A 23020-nucleotide genomic window follows, 5' to 3' on the forward strand; every position below is an offset into this window, starting at 1 on the left:
GTCAGTCCGTCAGCAATCGGCCGTCGCGGTAGATGGCGATCCCTCGCAGTTCCTGGTCCAACTCGGCGCACCGGTCCTGGGCCCGTTGGAGGTCGGCCGAGGTCGCCCGGCTGTCGGCCACGAGCCGCTCGATCTGCTGCCGGGCGGAACTCTTCCGGTCTCCCCTGAAGATGCCGCCGAACAGCCCCTGGCTGAGTGCGGCGAGTTCGCCGCGGGAGGAGTCGAGGCCGGCGGAGAGCCTCGCCATCTCGTGCTCGTTCCGGGCGATGCCCTCGCTGAGGTAGTGGCGAAGGCTGAAGACGATCGGCAGGTGGAGGTTCTTGGGGCTGATCCGGGTCGCGTCGACGATGGTCCTATCGCCCTCGCCGAAGGCGCCCAGCTGGATCGGGCAGAGCGCCACCGTGACGCCCTCGGCCTCCTCCCCGGCGAGGGCGGGGACGAGGTTCCCGAGGTTCCTCGCCACCACCTGGAGCGCCTCGGCGGCGCTCATCCCCGTACGCGCGGCCAACAGGTCGACCTTGGTGAGCAGCACGACCACACCGGGGGGAGGCTGGCGGGCGCGGAAGCGGTTGCTGAAGACCCTGGAGATCGCGATGCTGCACCGGGGGATCTCCATCAGGTCTCCGGCCCGTTCGAGGCTGCCCGGGGCCCCGGCCCTGACCCACTCGGCCACGTGCTCGGAGGCCAGCGCGAGAATGATGGTGTCGGTGGCCTCCAGCCGCTCCGCAAGCCGCGAGACGTCCGGCGCCGAGCCGCGGGGGGCGGCCAAGGAGTCGCCACGGAAATCCACGAAGTCGACCTGCATGAGGTCGCGCATGCCACGGCGGAACACGAACTCGTAGGTGACGGGCACGTCGTCCGGGGTGGGCTTCGGCATCTCGCCGGTGCGGCGGAGCCTGGCCCAGTGCTCGGCGAGGTCGAGGTCCCGGTCGGGGTCGGTGGTGTAGAGGTAGTAGCCCTTCAGACCGGACGACAACCGGTTGTACATGCCGTGCAGGTAGGCCGTCTTGCCGGAGCCGGCGGCTCCGATCATGGTCACGGAAATGCTGGGAACGTCCATGGACGCGGTCCTCTGTTCGCGAGGTCGAGGGTCACGGTGCTTCCGATGGTGGTGGCGCTGCCGGTGGTGCCTGGGAGGGATCGGATCGGGAGTCGGGGCGGGGTCCCACGGTGGCGGGGGCGGACCGTGGCTCAGAACGAGAGGATGTCCTCCAACAGCTCGCCCAACCGCTCGGCCGGCTCCACCAGTGGTTGCAGGAGGGAGAGTTCGGCGGCGGCGAGGGCCCGGTCACGGTCCCGGAGGGCCGCCCAGGACGGCACGTCGTCCCACCAGCTGCTAACCCGGTCCCACAACGTGTCGCGTTGATCGGCCAGTTGGGCGGAGGCCATCAGGCTGTCGATCGAGGCGGACAGTCGCATCGCCCGCCCGATGATGCCGAAGCGGAGCGTCCAGAGCACCGGCAGCGCCACGTTCTCCGGCTCCGGTCCGCAGACCAGCGGGATGAACGCCCCCTGGATGTGGCGGGTTTCGGCGACCGCCTCGATCAGCGGCCGGAACGGTCCGACGAACCGGTCCTCCGCGTCGTCGGCCCCGAGGTCGACCAGATCGGCCTTGGTGAGGGCGATCACCAGCGGTGTCAGCGTCTCCTCCCGGTCGGCGAGGGCCTGGTGGACCCGGACCGTCAGCCGCCGGACGGCTTCGGCCGCCTCCGGGTCGGTGTCCAGCCGGAGGGCGTCGACGAAGAGCACGATGCCGTCGGCGGCGACCAGGTCGTCGTGCAGGTCGGCCGCCTGCCGGCTGTCGCTGCGGTGCTCCGTGAGCGCTCCCCCGCGGTGGTCCTTCCAGCGGAACGGGAAGACGTCGGCCCCGTCGTGGCGCAGGACGAAGTCGTAGGCGCGGGGCCGGTCGCTGGGCCGGGGGTAGCGGCCGCTCAGGATGTCCCGTGCGCCGGACGTCAGCACGCGGTGGGCGGTCGTGTCGGCGGTGCTCAGCGTCATGCCCTCGACGCCGTCGCACATGGCCGCGTACATCAGGGAGAGGTAGCTGGTCTTCCCGGCCGCATGGTGGCCGAGCATCACGATGTCCATGCGATTCCTCGCGGCTCCTCGGGAGGCGGGCGGGTCCGGTCGGAGTGCTCCCGACGGGCGGGACACGGAGTTGGGGGTGCGGTGTCCGGTCCCGGCCCGGCGGTTCGTTCCGGGGCGGGTCGGTCCGGATCAGGGGTCAGAGGGGCCGGCGCCCGTCCAGACGGGGGTCGTCCTCGTCCGGATAGTGGGTGACGGCCCAGCGCTTGGCACTCTGGCCGGCATCTGCGCCGTCGTGGGCACCGCCGGCGCCGTCCGCCGGTCCGGGCGAAGCCGGCGGGTCGGTGAGCGCACCGAGCGCGACCACGGCCTTGGGATCGGCGGCCAGTTCGGGAAGCCGGCCCAGACGGGCGGCGATCAGGTCGGCGACCACCGGAGTCCGGCCGGCCGCGCCGCACAGAACGACGGCGGCGAGGTCCTCCGGGGACACTCCGGCCCGGGCCAGCGCCCGTTCCAGCAGTTCGACGGAGGCGGTGAGCGCCGGGGTGACGGCCGCCCGGTACTCGCCGCCCTGGACGACGAACGGGTCGCGGTAGCCGGGCACCGCGAGGTAGACCGTCCCGGTGCTCGACAGGGACTCCTTGGCGAGGGTCAACTCCCGTGCGAGCTGGAAACGCTGGTGGGCGGTGGCAACGTCGGAAGCGTCGGCGGAATCGGAATCGGAAGCGGACGCCGGATCGGGCCAGAGCCGGTACCAGGGGGCCGGGTCCACGTCCAACGCGCGGTCGCGGAGCAGTTCGAAGAGGGCCTGGTCGAGGTCCCGGCCGCCGAAGTCCGGGTTGCCGGCGACCGCGACGGCCCTGAACCCGCCCCCCTCCCGGCGGAGTACGGCGATGTCCACCGTCCCGCCGCCGAGGTCGTAGACGGCGATCGGGCGGTCCTCGTACGGCGCGGAGCCGTCGGCGTGCCCGGCCTCACCGGCGTCCGCCCCGAGGGCCGCCGCGGCGGCGTGGAAACGGGCCGCCGCCACCGGCTCGGCCAGCAGCTCCGGGTCGTCGATACCGGCCCGGACGGCCGCCTCGACGAGCCGGCCCAGATCGACCGGCGACCAGTCCGCAGGGTGGGTGAGCACGGTGCGCGCCGGGGCGCCGCCGCCGTTCTGCGCACGGGCCTCCGCCGCCGCGCGGGCCAGTACGGCGGCGACGAGGTCGACCGTGGCCACCTCACGGCCGTCCAGCAGGACGGCCCGCTGGCGGAGCAGCGCCCTCTTGGGGCCGAGCTCCGCCCGTTCCGGCCGCTGGGCGGCGAGTTGGACGGCGGCGCGGCCGGTGAGCAGCGCCCCGGCGTCGTCCAGGCAGACCAGCGAGGGAAGGTAGCGGCTGTTCTCGATCTCGACCGCCACCACCGGACCGGCCTGCGCCACGCGAACCGCCGCGGTGGTGAAGCAGGTGCCGAAATCTATGGCCAACGACCAGTCAGACACGTTTCCTCACAAGGCAGTTGCGGCACGCGAGTGCGCGGCGAAGCACAGCCGGGGCAGCAGCCCCAGGTGTCCCGCGCAGGATGTTAGGCCCCCACGGGCAACTCTGAAGCGGGTCGGGACATTTTGTAACAATGGCATGCACATTGCCGCTTCGGCGCCGAGGCGTCGGCGGCACGGCAGGGGGCCGGCACCTCGGCCCCGGGTCCGGGGCGCCGGCCCCCAGTCTCCGCGTACCCGGAGGCCGAAACTCCGTCAGGTGACCGAATGGGGACGGAACACCCGGCGGCCGACCCTCCCGGCCGACGTGCGAGAGTCGGAACCACTGCTCGGCGGAACCCCGTGCAGCGACCGAACCGGCACGACCCGCCGGGCACAACCTGCCCGGCCCCGACGAGGAAGGCCCCCTTGAGCAGCCGCGACGCCGCCCCCGATACAGCCCCCGTCCCCGTTCGCGCCCTCGCCCCCGTTCGTGTCCCCGAGGAGTTCGCCGCCGCCTACGGCGCACACGGGGTCGCCGAGCGCGCCTGGATCGGGGAACTCCCCTCCCTCGCAGCCGAGTTCCTGGACCGCTGGACCCTGCGACCGGACGGCCCGCCCGCCCACGGCATGGCCTCGCTGGTCCTTCCCGTCCTGCGGGCCGACGGCTCCCCCGCGGTCCTGCGGCTGCAACAGGTGCGCGAGGAGACGGCCGGCGTCGCCGCCGGGCTGCGCGCCTGGCGGGGCGAGGGCGCCGTCCTGCTGCTCGACGACGACCCCGCCACCGGCACCCAACTGCTCGAACGACTCGACGCGGCCCGGCCGCTCGGCGTGGTGGCCGACGACGACACCGCGCTGTCGGTCCTCGCCGGCCTGATGGCCCGGCTGACGGCCGTCCCCGCCCCGGCCGGGCTCCGCCGCCTCGGGGACCTCGCCGCCGCGATGGTCGACGAGGCACCCCGGGCCGTCCCTTCCCTTCGGGACCCCGACGAGCGACGCCTCCTCCGCACCTGCGCCTCGACGGTGACCGCACTGCTCGACGAGCCCGGTGATCGGCTGCTGCACTGGGACCTCCACGACGGCAACGTGCTCGCCGGCGAGCGCCACCCGTGGCTCGCCATCGATCCCGAACCCCTCTCGGGCGACCCGGGATTCGACCTGCTCCCGGCCATCGACCAACGGTGGGACGCCGCGCACCGGGGTTCCGCCACCGAACGGACCGTTCTCCGGCGGTTCGACCTGCTGACCGGCACGCTCGGCCTGGACCGTTCGCGGGCCGCCGGCTGGACGCTCGGCCGCGTGCTGCAGAACGCCCTCTGGGACGTCGAGGACGGCCGGACCGCCCTGGAGCCGTCCCAGGTCGCCGTCGCCACCACACTGATCCGGCACCGCCTCGGTCAGGGCGTGGAACCGTGAACCGGCCTGCGTCCCTCCGCACGGAGACGGCGGTTCAGAGCCCGGACAGCACCTGCCGCCACCCCCGGTCGACGCCTGGCCTGGTCCCGCGGGACCGACGGGCGCGGGGGGTGCCTTGAACGAGCCGGACCGGCCGCCGGTGGCACACCGGCCGCCGCCCGACCGGATCGGCCGGCGGGCCACCGCCCGGACGTCCGGTCCGGGCTACGCCGCCGTGCTCGCCGGGTCCTCGGCCCTGGCGGCCGTGCTGTTCGTGCCGTGGCGTCCGTCGTCACGTCCCGAGGTCCTGGTGCCGCTCGCCGCGACCGCGCTGCTCGGTGCCGCCTGGCTCGCCGCCTCCCGGCTGGCGCCGCCGGCCGAACGTCCCGCGCCCGGCCGAACGGTAGCCGCACCGCCTGCGGACCTTCTCCCGGCCCTCCTCCCGACGCTCCTCCCGGCTCTCCTGCCGACCCGCGCCGTCGGTCGGCGCGAGCACGGGCCGAGGGGCGCGCGACGCGGCCCCTGCCATCGGCCGGGCGACCGACGGGCGGAACCGCACAGGTGAAGGTCAGGTTGCATTCGCGTGAACCGCCTCAACCACCCGCTCCGCACAACCGTCCGTCTCCTCGCCCGGATCCGCTCGGCCGTCGAGCGCCTCGACGCCCGCGCCGACGCCGCCCTGCGGGCCTGGGCCCGCCCGCTCACGGCCCGCACCGCCGAGCTGCTGCGCCGCATGGCCGCCGCCAACTGCAGTGACGCGCTCAGCCGCCACCTCCCCTGTCGCGCCCGCGAACGGGCCGCCCGCGACGCCGCCGCGGGCCACGACGGCCGGCCCGGCTCGTAGACCCGGCCCGAAGGACCGGCCGGACGGACCGGCCCGGGGCGCCGGCGTCAGGCGCGGCAGAGGCCGGTGGCCCAGTCGACGGTCGCGGCGGCCTGGGAGTGGCGCCACTCGGGGGCGAGCAGGTCGCGGTCGAGCTGCGCGGCGGCGGTGCGGTCCTCGACGACGTAGCCGAAGTCCTGGAGCCAGGCCGGGTAGAGGTTCTTCGATCCGATGTAGAAGGCCGAGTCGTCGACCGCGACCAGCTTGTGGTGCAGCGCGTACGGGTGTCCGTCGGCCCAGGTGGCGGTGGGGGCGGCCCGGAAGGTGGCGAGCTGGAGGTTGCCGCAGAGCGCGGCGGTGGCCTTGGTGCGGTCGCCGGTCAGGGTGGCGAGGCGGGCCCGGAGCACGTCGCTGATCTCGGCCAGGGACTTGATCTGCGAGTAGCCGCCGCTGCCGACGGCGCCGCGGTTGGCCGGGTCGCTGACCACGATCCGCACCTTGACCCCGGCGGCGAGCTTCGCGGCCAGCAGGTCGTAGAGGCGGGTGTCGTAGCGGGGCAGCGGCGGGCAGGTGCCGTTCATGTCCTGCTGGGAGATCTCGATGTGCCGCCGGGCACTGCCGACGAGGGCCCGCAGGGCGTTCTCCTCGGGGTTGACCGTCTCGTAGTCGCGGTCGGCGTTGGTGTTGTCGTGCAGGGTGAGCGGGCTGCACTTGGCGTCGGCGGCCCCGACCACCGGGCCGGGCCGGTAGCCGGACGCCGGGTCGGCGGCCTTGATGCCGACGCCGAGCCCGCCGACGGCGATCACCGGGACGGTCCCGGTGGCGGGGGCGGCCGGGTTGAGGTCGCGCTCGATCGACGGGCGGCAGGCCCCGCCGTCCGAGGAGGCGAACCAGGCGTTGTCGAAGAGGCCGGTCCGGCCGCAGGTCCACTCCCACAGGGTGTCCAGGTAGCGGGCGGCCGAGGTGGCGGCGGGGCCGCTGAGCGCCAGGTCGACGTCCGAGACGGGGTGGGCGGTGTCGAGGTAGTCGTTCTTCCAGCCGTTGATGCCGCCGGCGATGACGGTCCGTCCGTCGACGACCAGGAGCTTGGAGTGGTTCCAGGAGAACGCGGTGCGCGAGGTGGTCATCGAGGCGATGTTCAGACTGACCGAGCCGGCCGCCGGGCCGAGCCCGGCAACCAGCTCGTCGCGGTAGCGGGAGGGCAGGACGTTGGCGTTGTAGAGCGGCGCGGCGCCGACCAGGATGCGCACGACGGGGCGGTGCCCGGCGGCCACCGCGGCCTTGAGTCCGGCGACGAGGGCGTCCTCGAAGCCGCCGTCGGGGAACGGCGCGAGGGTGGAGACGTCCACGGTCCGGGTCGCGGCGGCGACGTCGGCGGTCATCTTCGCCAGCAGCGCGCGGGTGCCGGGCCGGTCGGCGCAGGTGGCGTCGCCCCAGCAGCCGGGTGTCTGGAGCAGCCAGCCGGCCGGCTCCGCCCCCGTACCGGCGCCGGCACCGGCACCGGCACCGGCCAGGCTGTTGCCCTCGGTGCGCTGCCAGACGGTGCCCTCCAGCCCGGGCGACACCTCCCGCAGGACGCGCTCCACGGCGTCGAGGTGCGCGGTGCCCGTGTCACCGTCGGCCCGGGCGGTGGGGGCGGGTGCGGCCGCACGGGCGGACGTGGGCGGGACGACGGCCAGCAGGCCGGTGGCCGCGGCGGCGGCGAGGGCGGCGCGCAGGACGCGGCCGGGGCGGCGGGAGGAGGGTCGGAGCACGTGACGTTCCTTCAGGGCGTGACGGGTGGCTCATGGTTCACCCGTGGGACGACCTGAGATTACCGAGAAGTAATATCCCGTCCAATTTGTGCATGACAATGAGCCACCGGGCTTGATTCGCACCCGCCGTCCGACCCCCGCCACATGGCCGCCGCGCGCCGGGGCGGCGACGCCGGGCCGCGCGCCCGGCCTCGGACACGCCGGAAGGCCCGGCCCCGACGGCTCGTTCGAGCGTCGGGGCCGGGCCTTCCGGGAGGCTCACGCACCGGGCGCCGGGGCGGCGCCCCGGCAGCGACCGCGAGGTCAGCGGTCGGCGGCTGCCGCCCGCCGGTCCGTCGCGAGCGCCTCGGCGGCGGCGATGTTCGGCTGCGGGTGGGTGAGCAGGTGCGCACCGGCGGCGAGGGCGCCGCCGACCAGCGGCGCGAGGATGAACAGCCACAGCTGGGACAGCGCCGCGCCGCCCGCGAACAGCGCCGGACCGAAGCTGCGCGCCGGGTTGACGGACGTCCCGGTGAGCGGAATCCCGACCAGGTGCACCACCACGAGCGCCATGCCGATCGGCAGGCCGTCGAATCCGGCGGCGGCCAGGCGGTGGGTGACCGCCAGAACGACGAAGACCAGGAGGAAGGTCAGCAGCACCTCGGTCAGGAACGCGCCCCCGAGGTTGACGTGCACGGCGGAGCGGTCGCCCCAGCCGTTGGTGCCGAGCTTCTCGTGGGTCTGGAGGCCGGGTATCTGCTTGGCGAGCACCAGCACCAGGGCCGCGCCGGCGATCCCGCCGAGGAACTGCGCGACCCAGTACGACGCGGCGGTACGCCCGTCGATCCGGCGGGCCAGCAGGAACCCGAGGGTCACCGCCGGGTTGACGTGACACCCGGAGATCGGGCCGAACGTGTACGCCAGGGCGAGCAGCACGAAGCCGAACGCCAGCGCGATCCCGACCGATCCGATCGCGTCCCCGGCCACCACGGCGGCGCCCACCGCCAGCAGCACCAACAGCAGAGTTCCGAGAAACTCGCCGACCACCGCACGCCTGTCCATCTGGCCTCCCGACCGCATCACTCCGAACGGCACCGCACCGCCCGAACCCGGCTCACCCTCGGCAGCCGAACGGGGCAACGCATCTCGATCGAACGCCTGCGCGCCGAGATCCTGAAACACCGGACGGACTAATTGCTCCAGTCGGGTGAACCGGACATATCGCCACACTATAGGCCATCCGGCCTGCGACCTCACCTCGACACCGGGCGCACGCCCACCCCGCCACCACCCGTCGCGAACACCGACCCGACCCGCGACCGGAGCTGACGGTCCCTGGACGAACGAACCCGACCGGACGGTCCGCACCCGACAGCCCCGCGCCGCCCCACCCGGGCTCCCACCCGCCTCCCGTCCCGAGGCCCGGGCGGCGCGGCGCGAGGACCCGCCGCACCGTCGGCCCGTACGGTCTGCGCATGTCCTTCGGTCTGCTGTCGGCGCTGCTCGCCGCCCTGCTCACCGGTTCGGCCACCGTGCTCCAGGCGGTCGGCGCACGCCGCGCCGCAGCCGGCCGGCGGCCGGGCGGGGCCGCCGCGCTCGCCGGAGCCTTCCGCCAGTGGCCGTTCCTGGTCGGAGTCGGGATGGACATGCTGGGGTTCGGCGCCGAGCTGATCGCCCTCGAACGGCTGCCGCTCTACGAGGTCGAGGCCGTCCTGGCCTCGGCCCTCGCCGTCACCGCCGTCGGCTCGGCCCGCGTCCTGCGGGTGCGGCTGCGGCGCAGCGAGTGGGCCGGGGTGGCGGCGGTCTGTGTCGGGCTCTGCGTCCTCGCCCTCACCGCCGGGCGGGACGGACCCGGCCGGGGCAGCCCGGCGCTGCGGCTGGGCGTCCTGCTCGCCTCGGTCCTGCTGATCGGCGTGGGCTGGCTGGTGGTGCGGTTCGCCGGAGGCCGCAGCGCGCCGTTCCTCGGGCTGGTCGCCGGCCTCCAGTTCGGCGTCGTCGGCGTCGCGGTGCGGGTCCTGCCGGACGCCCGACCGCCCGACCTCCTCGTCGAGCCCTCCGCCTACGCGATCGCCCTCGCCGGGCTGGGCGGCTTCAGCGCGCTGACCTGGGCCATGCAGAGCGGTTCGGTGACGGCCGCGACGGCGGCCATGGTGCTCGGCGAGACCCTCGGTCCGGCCGTCATCGGCGTGTTGCTGCTCGGCGACCACACCCGCCACGACGCGACACCGCTCGCCGTCGCGGGCTTCCTGACGGCGGTGGCCGGTGCGCTGACCCTGGCCCGGTTCGGGGACGCCGAGCAGCCGTCCCCGGCCTCCGCGCGCTGATCGGGCCCTTCGACACCGCGCCGGCCGCTGCCCGGGCGGCCGGCCGGTCCGGGTCGTGACCGGCCTTGCGGGACCGCCGCCCGGGGATCACCCACCCGGGAAACGGCCGCCCGGGGAACGGCCGCCCGACCGACGGACCGGCGCGTGCGGGCCACCGGCGGTCCGGCCGGTGGGCGGTCGTCGCCCACCGGCCGGGCCGCACCTGCGGCGGGGATCGTCAGTCCGTCTGGCCCGCGAGCACCTCGTTGACGAGGGTGCGCGCCTCCTCCTGGACCCGGGCCAGGTGGTCGGGTCCCTGGAAGGACTCGGCGTAGATCTTGTAGACGTCCTCGGTGCCCGACGGGCGGGCGGCGAACCAGGCGTTCTCGGTGCACACCTTGATGCCGCCGATGGCCGCGCCGTTGCCCGGGGCCTCGGTGAGCACGGCGGTGACCGGCTCGCCCGCCAGGTCGCCGGCCCGGACCTGGTCGGCCGACAGCCGGGACAGCAGCGCCTTCTGCTCGCGGTCCGCCGGGGCGTCGACCCGGGCGTAGGCGGGGGCACCGAACCGCTCGGTCAGGTCGCGGTAGTACTCGCTGGGCGTGCGGCCGGTCACGGCGGTGATCTCGGCGGCCAGCAGGGCGAGCAGGATGCCGTCCTTGTCGGTGGTCCAGACCCCGCCGTCGCGGCGCAGGAACGACGCGCCGGCCGACTCCTCGCCGCCGAAGGCGATCGAGCCCTCCAGCAGGCCGTCGACGAACCACTTGAAACCGACCGGCACCTCGACGAGCTGCCGCTTCAGGTCGCCCGCGACCCGGTCGAGCATCGACGAGGAGACCAGCGTCTTGCCCACCGCCGCGTCGGCGGGCCAGTCGGCGCGGTGCCGGTAGAGGTAGTCGACGGCGACCGCGAGGTAGTGGTTGGGGTTCATCAGGCCGCCGTCGGGGGTGACGATCCCGTGCCGGTCGGCGTCCGCGTCGTTGCCGGTCGCGATGTCGTACTCGTCGCGGCGGGCGATCAGCGAGGCCATCGCGGCGGGCGAGGAGCAGTCCATCCGGATCTTGCCGTCCCAGTCCAGCGTCATGAAGCGCCAGGTCGGGTCGGTCACCGGGTTGACCACGGTCAGGTCGAGGCGGTGCGTCTCGGCGATCCGCCCCCAGTAGGCGACGGACGCGCCACCGAGCGGGTCGGCGCCGATCCGCAGGCCGGCGGCCCGCACCGCGTCCAGGTCCAGGACGGAGACGAGGTCCTCGGTGTAGGCGGTGACGTAGTCGTGCCGACCGGTGGTCGGCGCGGCCAGGGCCCGCGCGTACGGGACCCGCTTGACGCCCCGCAGGCCCTCGCGGATCAGGGCGTTGGCGCGGTCCTGGATCCAGCCGGTCGCCTCGGAGGGGGCCGGGCCTCCGCTCGGCGGGTTGTACTTGAACCCGCCGTCGCGCGGCGGGTTGTGCGACGGGGTGACCACGATGCCGTCGGCCAGCGCCCGGGGGCTGCGCCGGTTGTGGGTCAGGATCGCGTGCGAGACGGCGGGGGTCGGGGTGTAGCCGTCCGCGCTGTCCAGCAGGACGGTGACGCCGTTGGCGGCCAGCACCTCGACGGCGGTGGCCGTGGCCGGCTCGGACAGGGCGTGCGAGTCGGCGCCGAGGAACAGCGGGCCGGTGACGCCCCGCGCGGCCCGGTACTCGCAGATCGCCTGGGTGGTGGCGGCGATGTGGTCCTCGTTGAACGCCGCGTCCAGCGAGGAGCCGCGGTGGCCCGAGGTGCCGAACGCCACCCGCTGGCCCGGCTCCTCCGGGTCCGGGTGCAGCGTGTAATACGCCGTCACCAACCGCGCCACGTCCACCAGGTCGCCCGGCTGCGCCGGCTGCCCGGCCCGTACGTGTGCCATCGTCTTCTCCCACCAGATTTCTCGCCGTGCGCCGGCCAGCGGCCCGGCGCTTCCGTGCCCCGTGCTCACCGATCGTAGCCAGTGGACGACCGCCGACCGTACCCGGGCGGGGCCGCCCGGCGAGGCGGGTCGGGTGGGGCCGGCGGACGCGCTGCACCGGGCGGACGCGTCGTCGGACCGCTCCGGGCCCCGGACCGGGCGTCGGTACCGGCCGTGCGGCCCCCGGCACGGCGGTGGCGGGGGGATCTCAGGCGGGGAGCCGCTGGCGGTGCGCTTCGAGGACGGGGGCGACGGTGGTCGCCAGGAACTCCGTCACCGTGTACTCCACGAGGCCCTCCACCACGAAGGGGTCGGTCCGGGTGACCGCCTCGATCGCGGCCCGGTCGTCGCCGGTGGCGAGGATGACGCCGCCGTCGCGGGGGACCTTGCGGCCGGAGGCCAGGAAGGTGCCGTCGGCGTAGTGCCGGCCGAGCCATTCCACGTGGGCGGGGAGGGCCGCGTCGATGCGGTCGAGGGACGCGGTGTAGGTCAGCTCCAGAACGAACATGCGGCCAAGGCTAGCCGGGCGCAGGTGAGCGCCGCTCCACCGGGCACCGCTCCCCGACGGAACGTCACGCACCGTCGGCGCAGGGCCGTTCGGCCGGATTCGCCGGCCGTGACATGACGATGCCCCGGGCCGTGGGGCCCGGGGCATCCCGAGGGTGGGCGAGGATGGATTCGAACCACCACAGCCGAAGCGGGGGCTTTACAGGCCCTTGGGCTCTCCCAGGCCCAGCTCGCCCTCGGTTTCTCTCTCGTCGCTCTCGTCTCTCTCGTCGATCGCGATGTCTCTACTCTCCCCCGGCCCCGCCAGGCCCGACAACCGGTTTTCCGGCCACGGCCGTTCCGTGCCGGACACCGCCCCGGAGGGGCTTTCCGGCTGGTCAGCCGGGTGGCGGTGGCGACATGTACGTGTCCGGATCAATGCGTTCGCCCCCCTCATGTGGTGTAGACCACTCCGGAGCCGACCGCGGCCGCCGGGAGCGCGCCCGAACACCGGCCCCGTTCGCCGCCCTTGAGGGACCGATGACACGTGTACGCGCCGACGGCAATGCGATACAACACTGACAATATGACGATTGATCGGAGAAATCTGAAATGAGCAAGTCATCCCTGCCCCGCCGCGGTCTGCTCGTCGGCGCGGCGGCGACGGTGATCGGCTGGAACACCGTCGGCCGCTCCTGGGCCGTCGCCGCCGGGGACTCCGCTCCGGCCGGAACGCCCGCCGCCGGAACGCCCGCCACCGGGGCCGGTGCGAGCGGTGCGCCCGGCTCCGCGCTGGCCGCACTGCCGCGTCTGGACGGGACCGTGGTGGCCGATGCCGGCACGCTGGCGCGGTTCGGCGGGGACTTCGGGCACCTGGTGACCGCCGCGCCGCGCGCCGTCCTGCACCCCGGCTCGGTGCGGGACGTCGCCGAGGTGGTCGCCTTCGCCCGCCGGCACCGGATCCCGGTGGCGATGAACGGCCAGAGCGGCACCGGCGCCACGGCGGAGCTGGAGTCGCACTCCAGCTACGGGCAGGCGTCCGCCCGCGGCGGCATCGCGATCGACGCCCGCGGCCTGGACCGGATCGTCCGGATCACCCCCGGCCGGGCCGTGGTGGAGGCCGGCGTCACCTGGGCCCGACTGACCGAGGCCGCACTGGCCCAGGGCTGGACGCCCCCCTGCCTGACGGACTACCTGCACCTCTCCGTGGGCGGCACCCTGAGCGTCGGCGGGATCGGCGGCGGCGTCCAGCGGTTCGGGCTCCAGGTGGACACGGTCGAGTCGGTCGACGTGGTCACCGGCACCGGCCGCCTGGTCACCGCCTCCCGCACGTCCGAGCGCGAGCTGTTCGAGGCGGTCCTCGCCGGCGGCGGCCAGGCCGGCATCATCGTCCGCGCCACCGTGCGCCTGGTCCGGGCGCGCGAGCGGGCGCTCGTCTTCAACCTGTTCTACGACGACCTGTCCGCCTACCTCGCGGACCAGGAAAGGCTGATGGCCGAGCGTCGCTTCGACCTCCAGGTCGGCGAGGTCGTGCGGAACGCGGCCGGCACCGGCTGGCGCTACAAGGCGGAACTCGTCGCCCACTACGACGGCGCCGCCGTACCGGACCGGGCGGCCCTGCTGCGCGGCCTGCGCTGCGTCGCGGCCGAGACGACGGTGGTCGACCAGACGGCGCGCGAGTACGCGTTCCGGGTGGACGGCTTCGCCGGGTACCTGAAGGCCGCCGGCCTCTGGGCGCAGCCCAAGCCCTGGCTGAGCCTCTTCCTGCCCGCCTCGACGACCGCGACGTTCATGCGCGAGGCCACCGCGCTGCTCACGCCGGAGGACCTGGGCTCCGGGCTGCTGCTCTTCTACCCGTACCGGAAGGACGTGCTCACCCGCCCGATGGCCGTGATGCCGGACGAGCCGGTCGGCTTCCACTTCGACCTGCTCTCCTTCCCGGCCCCGGGCGCCGACCACGCCGCCGCGCTGCGGCGCAACCGCCGCCTGTACGACCGGGCGGTGGCGCTGGGCGGCACGCGGTACCTCATCGGCGCGATCCCGGACATGACCCGCTCCGACTGGCGGCGCCACTACGGCACCCGGTGGGGGCGCGCGGTGGCCGCCAAGCGCCGCTTCGACCCGGCGGGCATCCTCACCCCGGGCCAGGGCATCCACGCCTGACCGGCCGCGGGCCCCGTCCCGCCCCGCCCTTCGGCGGGACGGACCGGGGACGCCGCGCTCACACCAGGCGGTGCATGCCCACGGAGTACGGGGCCGTCTCCACGAAGCCGTACCTGGTGTAGAGATGGTGGGCGTCGCCGTCGGCGATGAGCGAGACGTAGGCGCCCTTGGGCGCGCGGTCCTCCAGCTCGGCGGTGAGCCGGGCCATGATCCGTGCGCCCAGGCCCCGGCCCTGGTGGGCGGGGAGCACGCAGACGTCGGCGATCTGGAACACCGATCCGCCGTCGCCGATGATCCGGCCCATGCCGACCGGCTCGCCGTCGAGGCGCACCGTCACGCCGAACCAGGTGTTCGGCAGCCCGGCGGCCACCGCCTCGGCCGGGCGGTCGCTCATGCCGGAGGCGGTGCGCAGGTGCCGGAAGGTCGCGACGTCCGGCACGCCCGGCCGCACCTCGTAAGGGTTGGAATCGACATTCATGGATTACATGATAGTCAGGCCGACGCCACCCGACCATGGGCGGGACCCGACGGGGGAACGTGACAGCGCGGGCGGGGCTACCGCGCCAGGTGGTCGAACCTTCCCGCCTTGACGCCACGGATGAAGGCTCGAAGGCTCTCGGGCGTGGTGGTGATGACGGCCTCGGGGTCGTCGCTCTCGCGTATCTTGACGACGCCGTCGGAGACCGCCGCGAGGTATAGGCAGTTGGCGGCGTCGCCACTGAACGAGGACTTCTGCCAGCTGTGTTCGGCCATATTCGTTCCTGTCTCAGATGCTTCGGGCGATACGGCGGATGAGATCGCGGGACGCTTCGGGCGCGAGCGCGCTCGTCTCCAACCGGTCCATTACGGCTCGATATTTGATCAGCTGCGGCTCGGTGTCGATGAACTCGGATCTGTCCCCGTCCACCTGGACACTGTCCAGCCGTTCGACGTGGGCGACGAAGTACACGATCCCGGCCCCGGAACCGGGATAGCTACCGGTGCCGAACGGGATCACCCGCAGGTCGACACGGGGATACTCGCTCGCGGACAGCAGATGCTCCAGCTGACCGCGAGCGACCTCCGGACCACCGAACCCCATCCGCAAGGCCGCCTCGTGGACGAGGGCCGACAGTGGCGTGGACTGCGCACCGTGGAGCACCGCCTGTCGCTTGATGCGGTGCGAGACCAGATGTTCCACTTCGGGCGGAGACAGGGGCGGGACCACGTCCCGGAAGAGCGCGCGAGCGTGCTCCAGAGTCTGAAGCAGCCCCGGGATGTGAATTGCGGACGCGATCCGCATGGACTGTGCGTGGTGTTCGAGTTCAGCCAGGTCGAGCGCCCCGGCCGGGAGGATCTCGCGGTACTCCTCCCACCATCCCCGTGTGCGACCCCCGGTCATGCTGGTCAACGCCTCGATCAGTGCGTCGTCCCCGCAACCGTAGAGGCGCGCCAAGGCCCGCACGCGGTCCGCACTCACCGGGTATCCCCCGGATTCGATGTTGCTGATGCGAGACTGCTGGGTGCCGTGCAGTTCACCGGCCCGCGTCACCGACAGGCCCGCCTGCTCGCGCAGTCGGCGCAGTTCCGTACCGAGACGCCGCTGCCGAACACTCGGCGGGACCTTGCTGGGCGGCATCCGCCACCCCCTTCCCTCGCTCACCACTGCTGACGCCATTCACTCGTGGGAGTGACAGCACTATGAATCCCCTATTGGCGGTGGACTACATACTACCGGCTAGCTAGCTTTGATTGTGCGTCATGTGCGCGCGCCACCTGCGGTGGTGGCAGCACAGCGTCCGACCCCACTTCATCCAGGAGACTTCCATGACAGCTGCGCGCTCGCAAAGCCCTCTCCCGGTTACGCCTAGGCTGTCGACCCACGCGACGTTCGACCGGGAGGTGTGCGAGCTCGTACTCCACACCGCGCCCCGGCTGTTCGCCGTCGTACAGGTCACCGGCGATGGCGATGATGAGGCGGACGGTCGGGTCGCGGCCTGGGGTCTCGCCGACATCGACGGGTCGGCACAGGTGTTCAGCGTGGACGGTCGGACGCTCATGAATCTCGCCTCACCCGAGCGGGCCACGCAGCTGTTCTCGCGACAGCCGGGCATCATCGCAAGACTGGTGTGGCTCGCACAGCCGGGCTCGGCCACGCTCGACCAGGCCCGCGTCGCCTGACTCCCCGGCCTATCCGTGCCGGTCGGCGCGCGGGAGCGTCGCGGCCGTGAGGAGCAGGTACAGGAGGGCGAGCAGGGCCAGCCCGGTGGCGGTCGCGTACAGCGCGGCGGCGCCCGAGTGGACGGTCAGGCCGCCCGACAGGGTGCCCGCGCCGATCCCCGCGTAGATGGCGGACGAGTTCAGTGCGACGACCAGCGGCGCCTCCTGCGGCGCAGCGGCGATCAGCCGGTGCTGCTGCGGCGGCGTCTGGCACCAACTGCTCGATCCCCAGGCCAGTGCGAGCAGCCCCACCAGCACCGGCGCGCGCGTGCCGCTCGCCGCCAGCAGGCCGAGCCCGCCCAGCGCGACCGCCATCACGAGGTAGCCGGCCGTCAGCACCCCCACCCCGCCCAGCCGGTCGGTGGCGAGCCCGGCCCCCAGGTTGCCGAGCACCGCGCCGACCCCGTACAGGCCCAGCGCCCACGCGGCGTCGCGGGCCGTCAGCCCCACCGCCGCCAGCGCCGGCACGCTGTACGCGTACACCGTGTACGCCGCCGCCATGCCCAGTGCCGTCAGCGGCAGGATCGCCCGCACCGCCGGCCTGCGCAGCACCGCCAGGCGCTCGCGCAGCGCCACCGCCGGACCGCCGGGCAGCGCCGGCAGCAGGAGGGCAACGGCCCCGGCGGCGGCCAGGGCCAGACCGGCCACCGCCGCCAGCGCCCACCGCCACCCCGTCCACTGACCGGCCAGCCCGCCCAGCGGCACCCCGAGCGCGGTCGCCGCCGTCAGCCCGCCCACCACCACGGCCAGCGCCCTGGCCCGCCGTTCCGGGCGGGCCAGGGAGGCCGCGACCGCCCCCGCGTTGGGCGTGAACGCCGCCGCGGCCCCGGCCGCCGCCACGCGGGTGGCGAGCAGCGCGGCGAAGGTCGGTGCGAGCGCGGAGGCCAGGTTGGCCGCCCCGAGCCCGGCCAGTGCCGTGACCAGCAGCGTCCGGCGCGGGACCCGGGCGGTCAGGGTGGCGAGCACCGGGGAGAGCAGGGCGTAGGCCGCCGCGAAGACCGTCACCGCCTGTCCGGCGGCCGACGTCGAGACGCCGAGGTCGGCGGCCAGTTCGGGCAGGAAGCCGGCCACCACGAACGCGTCGGTGCCGACGGCGAAGGTGCCGAGGGCGAGCACCGGAACCACCCCGGCACGGCCGCCTCGGGGTTCGGCCACCGCCGCCCGCGTTAACGAGACATCAGACATCCCGATTCTCCTTCCTGGAAGGCCCGGCCGGACGGCCGGGCCGCATCGGTTCGGGCCAGGTCGATTCGGGCCAGGTCGATTCGGGGGTGCAATGAACAGGACGGCGCCGGGCAGGCCGGTGCGGCGTCAGGAACCGAGGCGCTCGTGGAAGCGGCGCATGCGCGCCGGGGCTCCCGCCGGACTGGCGGCGAGCAGGTCGGCGACGGTCTGCGCGGCCAGTTCGCGCCGCCACGCCAGCTCCGCACGCCGCATCGCCCCGGCGACGCCGCACGGCTTGGCGAAGTCGCTCGCCGCCGCCTCCGCTCCCGCGCCCCGCTGCCGGATCTCCGTGCACCGGAACGCCTCGGTGGTGCCCTCCACCGCGGCCACCACCTCCATCAGCGTGATCCGCTCCGGCGCCCGGGCCAGCCGGTACCCGCCCCGCGCGCCCGCCACCGACGCCAGCACCCCGGCCCGCACCAGCGGCTGCAACCGCTTCTTCAGGTACACCGGCGGAAGCTCGAAGATCTCCGCCAACCGCCCTGCCGGAATCGGCGCCTGCTCATCGAGCCACGCCAACGCCAGACAGCAGTGCAGGCCCCACTCCACACCCTCACCCATCAGCACAATCGGGATACTACACGTCCCCGTTACCGCCCCGCATGACGCCGGGTCGCCTCGCCGACCGGCCGCCCCGCTCCGCTCCGCTCCGTCAGACGGTCACCCGGACGTTGGCCAGGAGGGTGGCGCCGTCGGCCGAGGTGGCGAGGACGCGGCCGGAGCGGTGCCGGTAGGTGACCGCCCCGGCGTGGCGGCGGACGCCGATCCGCGACGGGTCGGCGTCCGGGAAGACCGCGGTGAGGGCGGGGCCCCGGGCCGGGCCGGTGCCGGCGTGGAGCCGCAGGCCGGCGCCGTCGGGCAGCGGCACGGTCACGGCCCAGTGGTCGCCGTCGGTGGCGGGGGCGTCCGAGGCCGCACCGTCGAGTCGCAGTCGGACGGTCGGCAGGCCGGAGGTCCAGCAGAGGGTGGTGATCCCCGGGGCCTCCCCGGTCGGCGCCGAGGCGGCGAGCAGGCCGCCCGCGGCGAGGGCGGCGGGTTCGAGGTGCGGCTCGGCCAGGGCGTCGTCCACCCGGAGGCGGGCCCGCAGCTCCCAGCCGGGCAGGTCCCAGCGCCAGACCTCGGTCAACGGGGAACCGTCGGGCAGGGAGGACCGGACGACGGCCGCGCAGCCTCCGGGCGTGCGGTTGATGCGGCCCACCAGCCGCTGCCCCACCACGAGTTCGCGCCAGACGACGGACGGACGGGGTGCCAGGGTGTCGAGCACCGCGATGCCGTCCGCGTCCTCGGTGATCAGGTGCCGGCCGTCGAAGGAGGACGCGAACTGCCGGGCGCGCAGGGTGGTCCAGGGGCGGACGGCGCGGGTGACGAGGTCGAGGCGGGACACCTCCCGGAGGTCGCCGTAGTCGGCGACCAGCAGGGCGACGGCGCCGTGGTCGGCGAGGACCAGCCGGTCGGCGGGCGTGTCCCAGGACGCCCGGGTGCGGCCGTCCGGTCCGATCAGCCGCACTCCCGCCTGGCCGCAGGCGACCAGCAGCAGGCCCGAGGCGAGCAGCGCCGCGTCCAGGACCGGGAGCGTGCCGGGCCGGTCGGCGGCGGTGTACGCGGGGGTGACGCCCGCCGGGCGCGGCGCGGGCCGCGGGCGGGCCAGGTCCTCGGCGACCAGCGGGTCGGCGCGGAGCAGGAGCCGGTCGAGGAGGGCGTCCGCGGCGCGGGCGCCCGGCCCGGCGTCCGGCCCGCCGATTCCGCCGTCGCGAACGGCCGCCAGGGCGGCGGCGGTGGCGAGTTCACGGTCGGCGGCGGGGTCGGCGGCGGGCATCTCGGCCAGGGTGGTGGCGAGCGCGGTCCGGCCGCTGCTGCGCGGGTCGCCGTCGCCGTCGAGGACGGCGCGGGCGAACGCCCGGGTGGACTGCCCGACGCCGAGCGCCAGCAGGTGGGGCAGCGCCCGGCCCCGGTCGGGCCCGCCGAGGGCGACCGCGTCGCGCAGGTCGGCGACGACCGAGGGGCGCAGCGCCTCGTCCGGCCAGGCCGCCTCGACGGCGCCGAGCCGGTCGCCGGCCGCGCGGCGGTGTTCGGCCCAGGCGGCGCGCAGTTCGCGGCCGGCCGACGGGTCGGTGGCGGCGAGGCGGACGACGGCCGCGGCGAACGCGGACCTGCGGTGGGCGGTGCGGACGGCGCGGTCGCGTTCGCCGGCCCGCCACCAGAGGCGGACCACCAGTTCGGCGGCGAGGTCGCGCCCCTCGGCGAGTTCGGCGGCCTGGGCGGAGCGGTCGTGCCGGTCGAGCAGGGCGACCGCCTCGGCGGGCGCGTCGAGGAGGTCGGCGAGGACGAACGCGGCCTCGTCGATCCGGCCCGCCTTCTCCAGCCGCTCGGCGGCGTGCCGGTAGAGGGCGGTGAGGTGCTGGTGCGAGGTGGGGCCGTGGAACGGTGAGGCCACGGCGAGGGCATCGCTGCGCGGGGTGGCGCGCAGGGCGCCGGTGAAGCGCCGGGGCAGGCCCAGCGAGAGCCAGGGCCGCCCGGTGTCGTCGGAGGCGCGCGCGGCGAGCGGCAGGGCGTCGCGCAGGGCGTCGTCCCAGCGGCGCTGTTCGAAGGCCCGGGTCAGCTCGCGCAGGTAGCGGAGGTGCCGGCGGTGGAGCGACCGGGCCGCCGGGGTCCGCAGGGTGAGGCGGGCGAGCAGGTGGCGGAGGACGGGACGGCGGGTGCGGGCGGACCTGCGGGCGGACCCGCGGGCGGGGCCGGTCGCGGCTCCCGTGGCCGCCCCGGCGGTGGCCCCGGCGGTGGCGTTCCCACCTTCCGTGCCACCGCGGTGGCCGCCCCGGTCGCCGCGGATCAGGTGGTAGGCGACCGTCAGGACGAACCAGAGGGAGAACAGTCCGACGATGCGCGGCCCCTGGTCCACGACCAGGTGGGCCCGGTCGGAGAACAGGACCAGCCAGCCGACGCCCAGCAGGACGAGGGCGGTGGCCAGGTACGCGAGCCGGCCGGCGGGCGTGGCCCGGACGGCGCGGACGGGCCCCTTCCAGGAGCCCTGCCCGGACGGGGCCTCGGACCCGCCGGTCTCGGCGGCGAGCCGGCCGGCCCGTACTGAGGGCGGCAGGATGCCCGCCGCCGCCCGCAGGTCCGGGCGCGGGCGCGTCGGCACGGCGTCCACGACGGGTGCGGCCTCGGGCCCCGCGGCGGCGCCGACCGGGCGCGGGCGGTGCAGGGTGAGACCGGCCGGGGACAGCCAGCCGGACGGGTCCGTCGCCGTCAGGCCGGCGAGGGGCCGGGTGATCGTCCGTCCGGCCTCGACGAGGACGAGCCGGCCGGGGCCGGACGGTCCCGCGGCCGCCCCGAACGCGGCGAGCGTGCCGTCGGCCGCCGCCCGCAGCGGCATCCCGGGGGCCCGGTCGACCCGGACCGCCACGGGTTCGGCCAGGACCAACAGCCAGCGACCGTCCGGAAGTTCACGCAGCTCGGCGCCGTCCCGCCAGTGCGCCAGGACGCGGTGGACGGCCTCCGCCCGGCCGATCACGGGCACGTCGAGGACGAACCCGGCGGCGGTGAGGGTCGCGCGCGGGGAGAGTGCCGTGCCGGGGCTCACCGGTTGCTCCAGAGGAAGTGGCGGATCCGGCCGGTGACGGCGTCGCCGATCACGATCCGGCCGGAGGCCGTCTCGGCGGCGATCAGCGGCAGGGTGGGGTGCATGGCCGGCTGGGTCGGGCCGCCGGAGAACCGGCTCAGCGTGCGGACGCCGTCCGCGCGGACCGCCCGCAGCGTGCGCACGCCGGGCGACCAGGTGATCAGCGCGGGCTCGCGGCGGTCGTGGACCAGACCGAGCACCTCGGCGTTCTCCCGGAAGGAGAGCCGCCGTTCGTCACCGAGCCTGGTCCAGACCGTCCACCTCTTGCCGTCCTCGGACCAGGCGACGGTGCCTCCCGCGTGCAGCAGGTGCCTGGCCCGGGCGGCGTCGGGCTGCAACCTCCGCTCGAAGAGCCGCGGTTCGCGGAACCGGTTGAAGTGGCTCGGGCTCTCGGCGCCCCGGCCGACCGGCCCGTCGTCGGTGACCGTGCCGTCGGCCGCGAGCCGCCGCCAGCGGCCGGCGACCGGCAGGAGCAGGTCGCCGCCGGTGCGCAGCAGCGGCAGGAGCGGCCGGGTCAGCAGTCGCGCCAGCTCCGCCCCGTCGAGGCCGAGGTCGGCCGGATCGGCCCGGTAGTCGCCGGGCGAGCCGAACGGACGGCCGCTGACGTACGGGATCAGGTGCCCCTTGCGGAGCTGGAGGGCGATCAGCCGCCGGCCGGCCCGCCCGGCGGCGACCACCGGCCCGTGCAGCCGGTGCCGCTTCGCCCGGAGGACGGTGGGATGCAGGTGGTCGGTGTCCGGGATGCCGACGGCCAGCAGGACGTCCGTGCTCGCGCCCCGGGCGACCAGGGTGCGGGACTCGGTGGTGAAGGCGGGCAGCGCTCCCCCGGTCGCGCCGAAGGCCTCGGACGGGGGGACGGCCGGCGGGGCGCCGGGGCCGCTGCGGCGGAACTCCGCGCCGCGCAGCGCCCGGACGGCGATCTCGCCGGCGGGCAGGGCCAGTTCGACCTGGGACCGGTCGATCAGCACGGTGACGTGGGTGGCGCCGGCCGTGCCCCAGCGGGTCGTCTCGCTCGTCAGCACCCGGGGCCGGGCTGGGAGGCGGGCGGCGAGCCGGGGTGAGGTGAGCAGCCAGGCGCGGTCGGCGGCGTCCAGTGCCTGCCGGGCGCGGTCCACGTCCTCGGGCGTCGGGTCGGCGGGCCGGCGCGAGCGCAGCCAGGCGGGCAGCAGCTCGGCGAGGTCCCCCGTGAGCCACCGGTCGGGCGGGTCGCCGAGGACGCCCACGACGAGTTCGGTGCCGCGTACGGCGGCCCGCCGGTGCAGGACGAGCAGCGCGGCGAGCTGGACCAGTCGGCCGGGCCCGGCCTGGGCGGGCCCGGTGTCGACCAGTGCGACGGTCCGGCCCCGGCTGACCGTGGTGCGCAACTCGGGTGCTAGGTAGAGGAGTTCACGGTCCGCGAAGCGGCGCAGGAACTCGTCGGGGTACTCCTCGGCGAGCAGCCATTCGGTGGGCAGCAGCTGGTCCGGCCGGCCGGTCCGGCCGAGGCCGCCGAGCCCCTCCGGGCTGCCCGGGCCGTCGGCCACCGGCTCGCGCTCGCCCACCAGGGAGTCGAGGTGGCGCAGCAACGGCCCGAGCGCGAGGGCGAGTTCGGGGGTGAGCGCGGACAGCGTGCCCGCCCAGGGCGCCAGCCCGACGGGCATCCGGCCGGGCCCCGCAACTCGCCC

General features: G+C 75.2%; 20 protein-coding genes and 1 tRNA gene. 5 read left to right on the forward strand and 16 right to left on the reverse strand.

Going from position 1 to position 23020, the window contains the following annotated elements:
- Position 1 precedes the first annotated feature (1 nt).
- The 3 genes from PUR56_RS41200 to PUR56_RS41210 all read right to left on the reverse strand — a co-directional run bounded on the left by PUR56_RS41200 (position 2) and on the right by PUR56_RS41210 (position 3493).
- Positions 2-1060, reverse strand: coding sequence for a hypothetical protein (locus PUR56_RS41200; RefSeq protein ID WP_329952743.1), 1059 nt, complete (start codon positions 1058-1060; stop codon positions 2-4).
- Positions 1061-1191: 131 nt separating this feature from the next.
- Positions 1192-2088 (reverse strand): TRAFAC clade GTPase domain-containing protein, encoded by an 897-nt coding sequence (locus PUR56_RS41205; protein ID WP_329952744.1) that lies wholly within the window; start codon positions 2086-2088, stop codon positions 1192-1194.
- A gap of 136 nt (positions 2089-2224) precedes the next feature.
- Positions 2225-3493, reverse strand: a complete 1269-nt coding sequence (locus PUR56_RS41210; protein WP_329952745.1) for an Hsp70 family protein — start codon at positions 3491-3493, stop codon at positions 2225-2227.
- A gap of 420 nt (positions 3494-3913) precedes the next feature.
- Here PUR56_RS41210 and PUR56_RS41215 point away from each other — a divergent pair, with 420 nt between their 5' ends.
- Entirely contained in the window at positions 3914-4900 is a 987-nt protein-coding gene (locus tag PUR56_RS41215; RefSeq protein ID WP_329952746.1) for an aminoglycoside phosphotransferase family protein, read from the forward strand.
- A gap of 271 nt (positions 4901-5171) precedes the next feature.
- Here the strand turns inward: PUR56_RS41215 and PUR56_RS41220 are convergent, their stop codons facing one another.
- On the reverse strand, positions 5172-5375 hold the full coding sequence (locus PUR56_RS41220; protein WP_329952747.1) for a hypothetical protein: 204 nt from the start codon (positions 5373-5375) through the stop codon (positions 5172-5174).
- A gap of 87 nt (positions 5376-5462) precedes the next feature.
- Here PUR56_RS41220 and PUR56_RS41225 point away from each other — a divergent pair, with 87 nt between their 5' ends.
- Positions 5463-5723, forward strand: coding sequence for a hypothetical protein (locus PUR56_RS41225; RefSeq protein ID WP_329881041.1), 261 nt, complete (start codon positions 5463-5465; stop codon positions 5721-5723).
- Positions 5724-5770: 47 nt separating this feature from the next.
- Here the strand turns inward: PUR56_RS41225 and PUR56_RS41230 are convergent, their stop codons facing one another.
- Together PUR56_RS41230 and PUR56_RS41235 are read right to left on the reverse strand one after the other, a co-directional pair.
- Positions 5771-7456 (reverse strand): phospholipase, encoded by a 1686-nt coding sequence (locus PUR56_RS41230; RefSeq protein WP_329952748.1) that lies wholly within the window; start codon positions 7454-7456, stop codon positions 5771-5773.
- A gap of 303 nt (positions 7457-7759) precedes the next feature.
- Positions 7760-8497, reverse strand: coding sequence for an MIP family channel protein (locus PUR56_RS41235; protein WP_329952749.1), 738 nt, complete (start codon positions 8495-8497; stop codon positions 7760-7762).
- Between the two features lie 413 nt (positions 8498-8910).
- Between PUR56_RS41235 and PUR56_RS41240 the strand changes: the two genes are divergently transcribed.
- Positions 8911-9759 (forward strand): hypothetical protein, encoded by an 849-nt coding sequence (locus tag PUR56_RS41240; protein WP_329952750.1) that lies wholly within the window; start codon positions 8911-8913, stop codon positions 9757-9759.
- 217 nt (positions 9760-9976) lie between these two features.
- Here PUR56_RS41240 and pgm read toward each other — a convergent pair whose 3' ends face one another.
- From pgm to PUR56_RS41255, 3 genes are all read right to left on the reverse strand, one after another.
- A complete protein-coding gene (pgm, locus tag PUR56_RS41245; protein ID WP_329881046.1) occupies positions 9977-11626 on the reverse strand; it encodes a phosphoglucomutase (alpha-D-glucose-1,6-bisphosphate-dependent) in 1650 nt (549 codons plus the stop codon).
- Between the two features lie 247 nt (positions 11627-11873).
- Positions 11874-12173: a YciI family protein gene (locus PUR56_RS41250; protein ID WP_329881047.1), complete on the reverse strand. Its 300-nt coding sequence runs from the start codon at positions 12171-12173 to the stop codon at positions 11874-11876.
- Between the two features lie 155 nt (positions 12174-12328).
- Positions 12329-12408: transfer RNA gene (locus PUR56_RS41255), tRNA-Tyr, on the reverse strand.
- A gap of 355 nt (positions 12409-12763) precedes the next feature.
- Between PUR56_RS41255 and PUR56_RS41260 the strand changes: the two genes are divergently transcribed.
- Positions 12764-14314 carry an FAD-binding protein gene (locus PUR56_RS41260; RefSeq protein ID WP_329952751.1) on the forward strand — a complete coding sequence of 517 codons (1551 nt, stop codon included), beginning with the start codon at positions 12764-12766 and terminating at the stop codon, positions 14312-14314.
- A gap of 58 nt (positions 14315-14372) precedes the next feature.
- Here PUR56_RS41260 and PUR56_RS41265 read toward each other — a convergent pair whose 3' ends face one another.
- The 3 genes from PUR56_RS41265 to PUR56_RS41275 all read right to left on the reverse strand — a co-directional run bounded on the left by PUR56_RS41265 (position 14373) and on the right by PUR56_RS41275 (position 15932).
- Complete coding sequence (locus PUR56_RS41265; RefSeq protein WP_329952752.1) at positions 14373-14792, reverse strand: GNAT family N-acetyltransferase; 420 nt, start codon at positions 14790-14792, stop codon at positions 14373-14375.
- A 77-nt stretch (positions 14793-14869) separates the two neighbouring features.
- Positions 14870-15067: a DUF397 domain-containing protein gene (locus PUR56_RS41270; protein ID WP_329952753.1), complete on the reverse strand. Its 198-nt coding sequence runs from the start codon at positions 15065-15067 to the stop codon at positions 14870-14872.
- Positions 15068-15080: 13 nt separating this feature from the next.
- Entirely contained in the window at positions 15081-15932 is an 852-nt protein-coding gene (locus PUR56_RS41275) for a helix-turn-helix domain-containing protein (protein WP_329952754.1), read from the reverse strand.
- A 188-nt stretch (positions 15933-16120) separates the two neighbouring features.
- On the opposite strand from PUR56_RS41275, the gene PUR56_RS41280 reads away from it, so the two are divergent.
- On the forward strand, positions 16121-16474 hold the full coding sequence (locus PUR56_RS41280) for a hypothetical protein (protein ID WP_329952755.1): 354 nt from the start codon (positions 16121-16123) through the stop codon (positions 16472-16474).
- 9 nt (positions 16475-16483) lie between these two features.
- Here the strand turns inward: PUR56_RS41280 and PUR56_RS41285 are convergent, their stop codons facing one another.
- From PUR56_RS41285 to PUR56_RS41300, 4 genes are all read right to left on the reverse strand, one after another.
- Positions 16484-17698 (reverse strand): MFS transporter, encoded by a 1215-nt coding sequence (locus PUR56_RS41285; protein ID WP_329952756.1) that lies wholly within the window; start codon positions 17696-17698, stop codon positions 16484-16486.
- A gap of 126 nt (positions 17699-17824) precedes the next feature.
- Positions 17825-18298 carry an RrF2 family transcriptional regulator gene (locus PUR56_RS41290; RefSeq protein ID WP_329881053.1) on the reverse strand — a complete coding sequence of 158 codons (474 nt, stop codon included), beginning with the start codon at positions 18296-18298 and terminating at the stop codon, positions 17825-17827.
- A gap of 91 nt (positions 18299-18389) precedes the next feature.
- Positions 18390-21317, reverse strand: coding sequence for a bpX6 domain-containing protein (locus PUR56_RS41295; RefSeq protein WP_329952757.1), 2928 nt, complete (start codon positions 21315-21317; stop codon positions 18390-18392).
- The gene (locus PUR56_RS41300; RefSeq protein WP_329952758.1) at positions 21314-22996 is read right to left on the reverse strand and encodes a hypothetical protein; all 1683 of its coding nucleotides are present in this window, start codon (positions 22994-22996) and stop codon (positions 21314-21316) included. Before PUR56_RS41300 ends, PUR56_RS41295 begins: the two co-directional genes overlap by 4 nt.
- Positions 22997-23020 lie beyond the last annotated feature (24 nt).

It is taken from the genome of Streptomyces sp. BE303 (assembly GCF_036290945.1).
Taxonomy (GTDB): domain Bacteria; phylum Actinomycetota; class Actinomycetes; order Streptomycetales; family Streptomycetaceae; genus Kitasatospora.

What these genes read in the sequence shown, in the direction of transcription:
- PUR56_RS41265 (WP_329952752.1), bottom strand. Translation starts at nt 14,792, where the DNA reads ATGAATGTCGATTCCAACCCTTACGAGGTGCGGCCGGGCGTGCCGGAC.
- PUR56_RS41200 (WP_329952743.1), bottom strand. Translation starts at nt 1,060, where the DNA reads ATGGACGTTCCCAGCATTTCCGTGACCATGATCGGAGCCGCCGGCTCC.
- PUR56_RS41260 (WP_329952751.1), top strand. Translation starts at nt 12,764, where the DNA reads ATGAGCAAGTCATCCCTGCCCCGCCGCGGTCTGCTCGTCGGCGCGGCG.
- PUR56_RS41240 (WP_329952750.1), top strand. Translation starts at nt 8,911, where the DNA reads ATGTCCTTCGGTCTGCTGTCGGCGCTGCTCGCCGCCCTGCTCACCGGT.
- PUR56_RS41275 (WP_329952754.1), bottom strand. Translation starts at nt 15,932, where the DNA reads ATGCCGCCCAGCAAGGTCCCGCCGAGTGTTCGGCAGCGGCGTCTCGGT.
- PUR56_RS41235 (WP_329952749.1), bottom strand. Translation starts at nt 8,497, where the DNA reads ATGGACAGGCGTGCGGTGGTCGGCGAGTTTCTCGGAACTCTGCTGTTG.
- PUR56_RS41250 (WP_329881047.1), bottom strand. Translation starts at nt 12,173, where the DNA reads ATGTTCGTTCTGGAGCTGACCTACACCGCGTCCCTCGACCGCATCGAC.
- PUR56_RS41285 (WP_329952756.1), bottom strand. Translation starts at nt 17,698, where the DNA reads ATGTCTGATGTCTCGTTAACGCGGGCGGCGGTGGCCGAACCCCGAGGC.
- PUR56_RS41290 (WP_329881053.1), bottom strand. Translation starts at nt 18,298, where the DNA reads ATGGGTGAGGGTGTGGAGTGGGGCCTGCACTGCTGTCTGGCGTTGGCG.
- pgm (WP_329881046.1), bottom strand. Translation starts at nt 11,626, where the DNA reads ATGGCACACGTACGGGCCGGGCAGCCGGCGCAGCCGGGCGACCTGGTG.
- PUR56_RS41300 (WP_329952758.1), bottom strand. Translation starts at nt 22,996, where the DNA reads ATGCCCGTCGGGCTGGCGCCCTGGGCGGGCACGCTGTCCGCGCTCACC.
- PUR56_RS41270 (WP_329952753.1), bottom strand. Translation starts at nt 15,067, where the DNA reads ATGGCCGAACACAGCTGGCAGAAGTCCTCGTTCAGTGGCGACGCCGCC.
- PUR56_RS41280 (WP_329952755.1), top strand. Translation starts at nt 16,121, where the DNA reads ATGACAGCTGCGCGCTCGCAAAGCCCTCTCCCGGTTACGCCTAGGCTG.
- PUR56_RS41205 (WP_329952744.1), bottom strand. Translation starts at nt 2,088, where the DNA reads ATGGACATCGTGATGCTCGGCCACCATGCGGCCGGGAAGACCAGCTAC.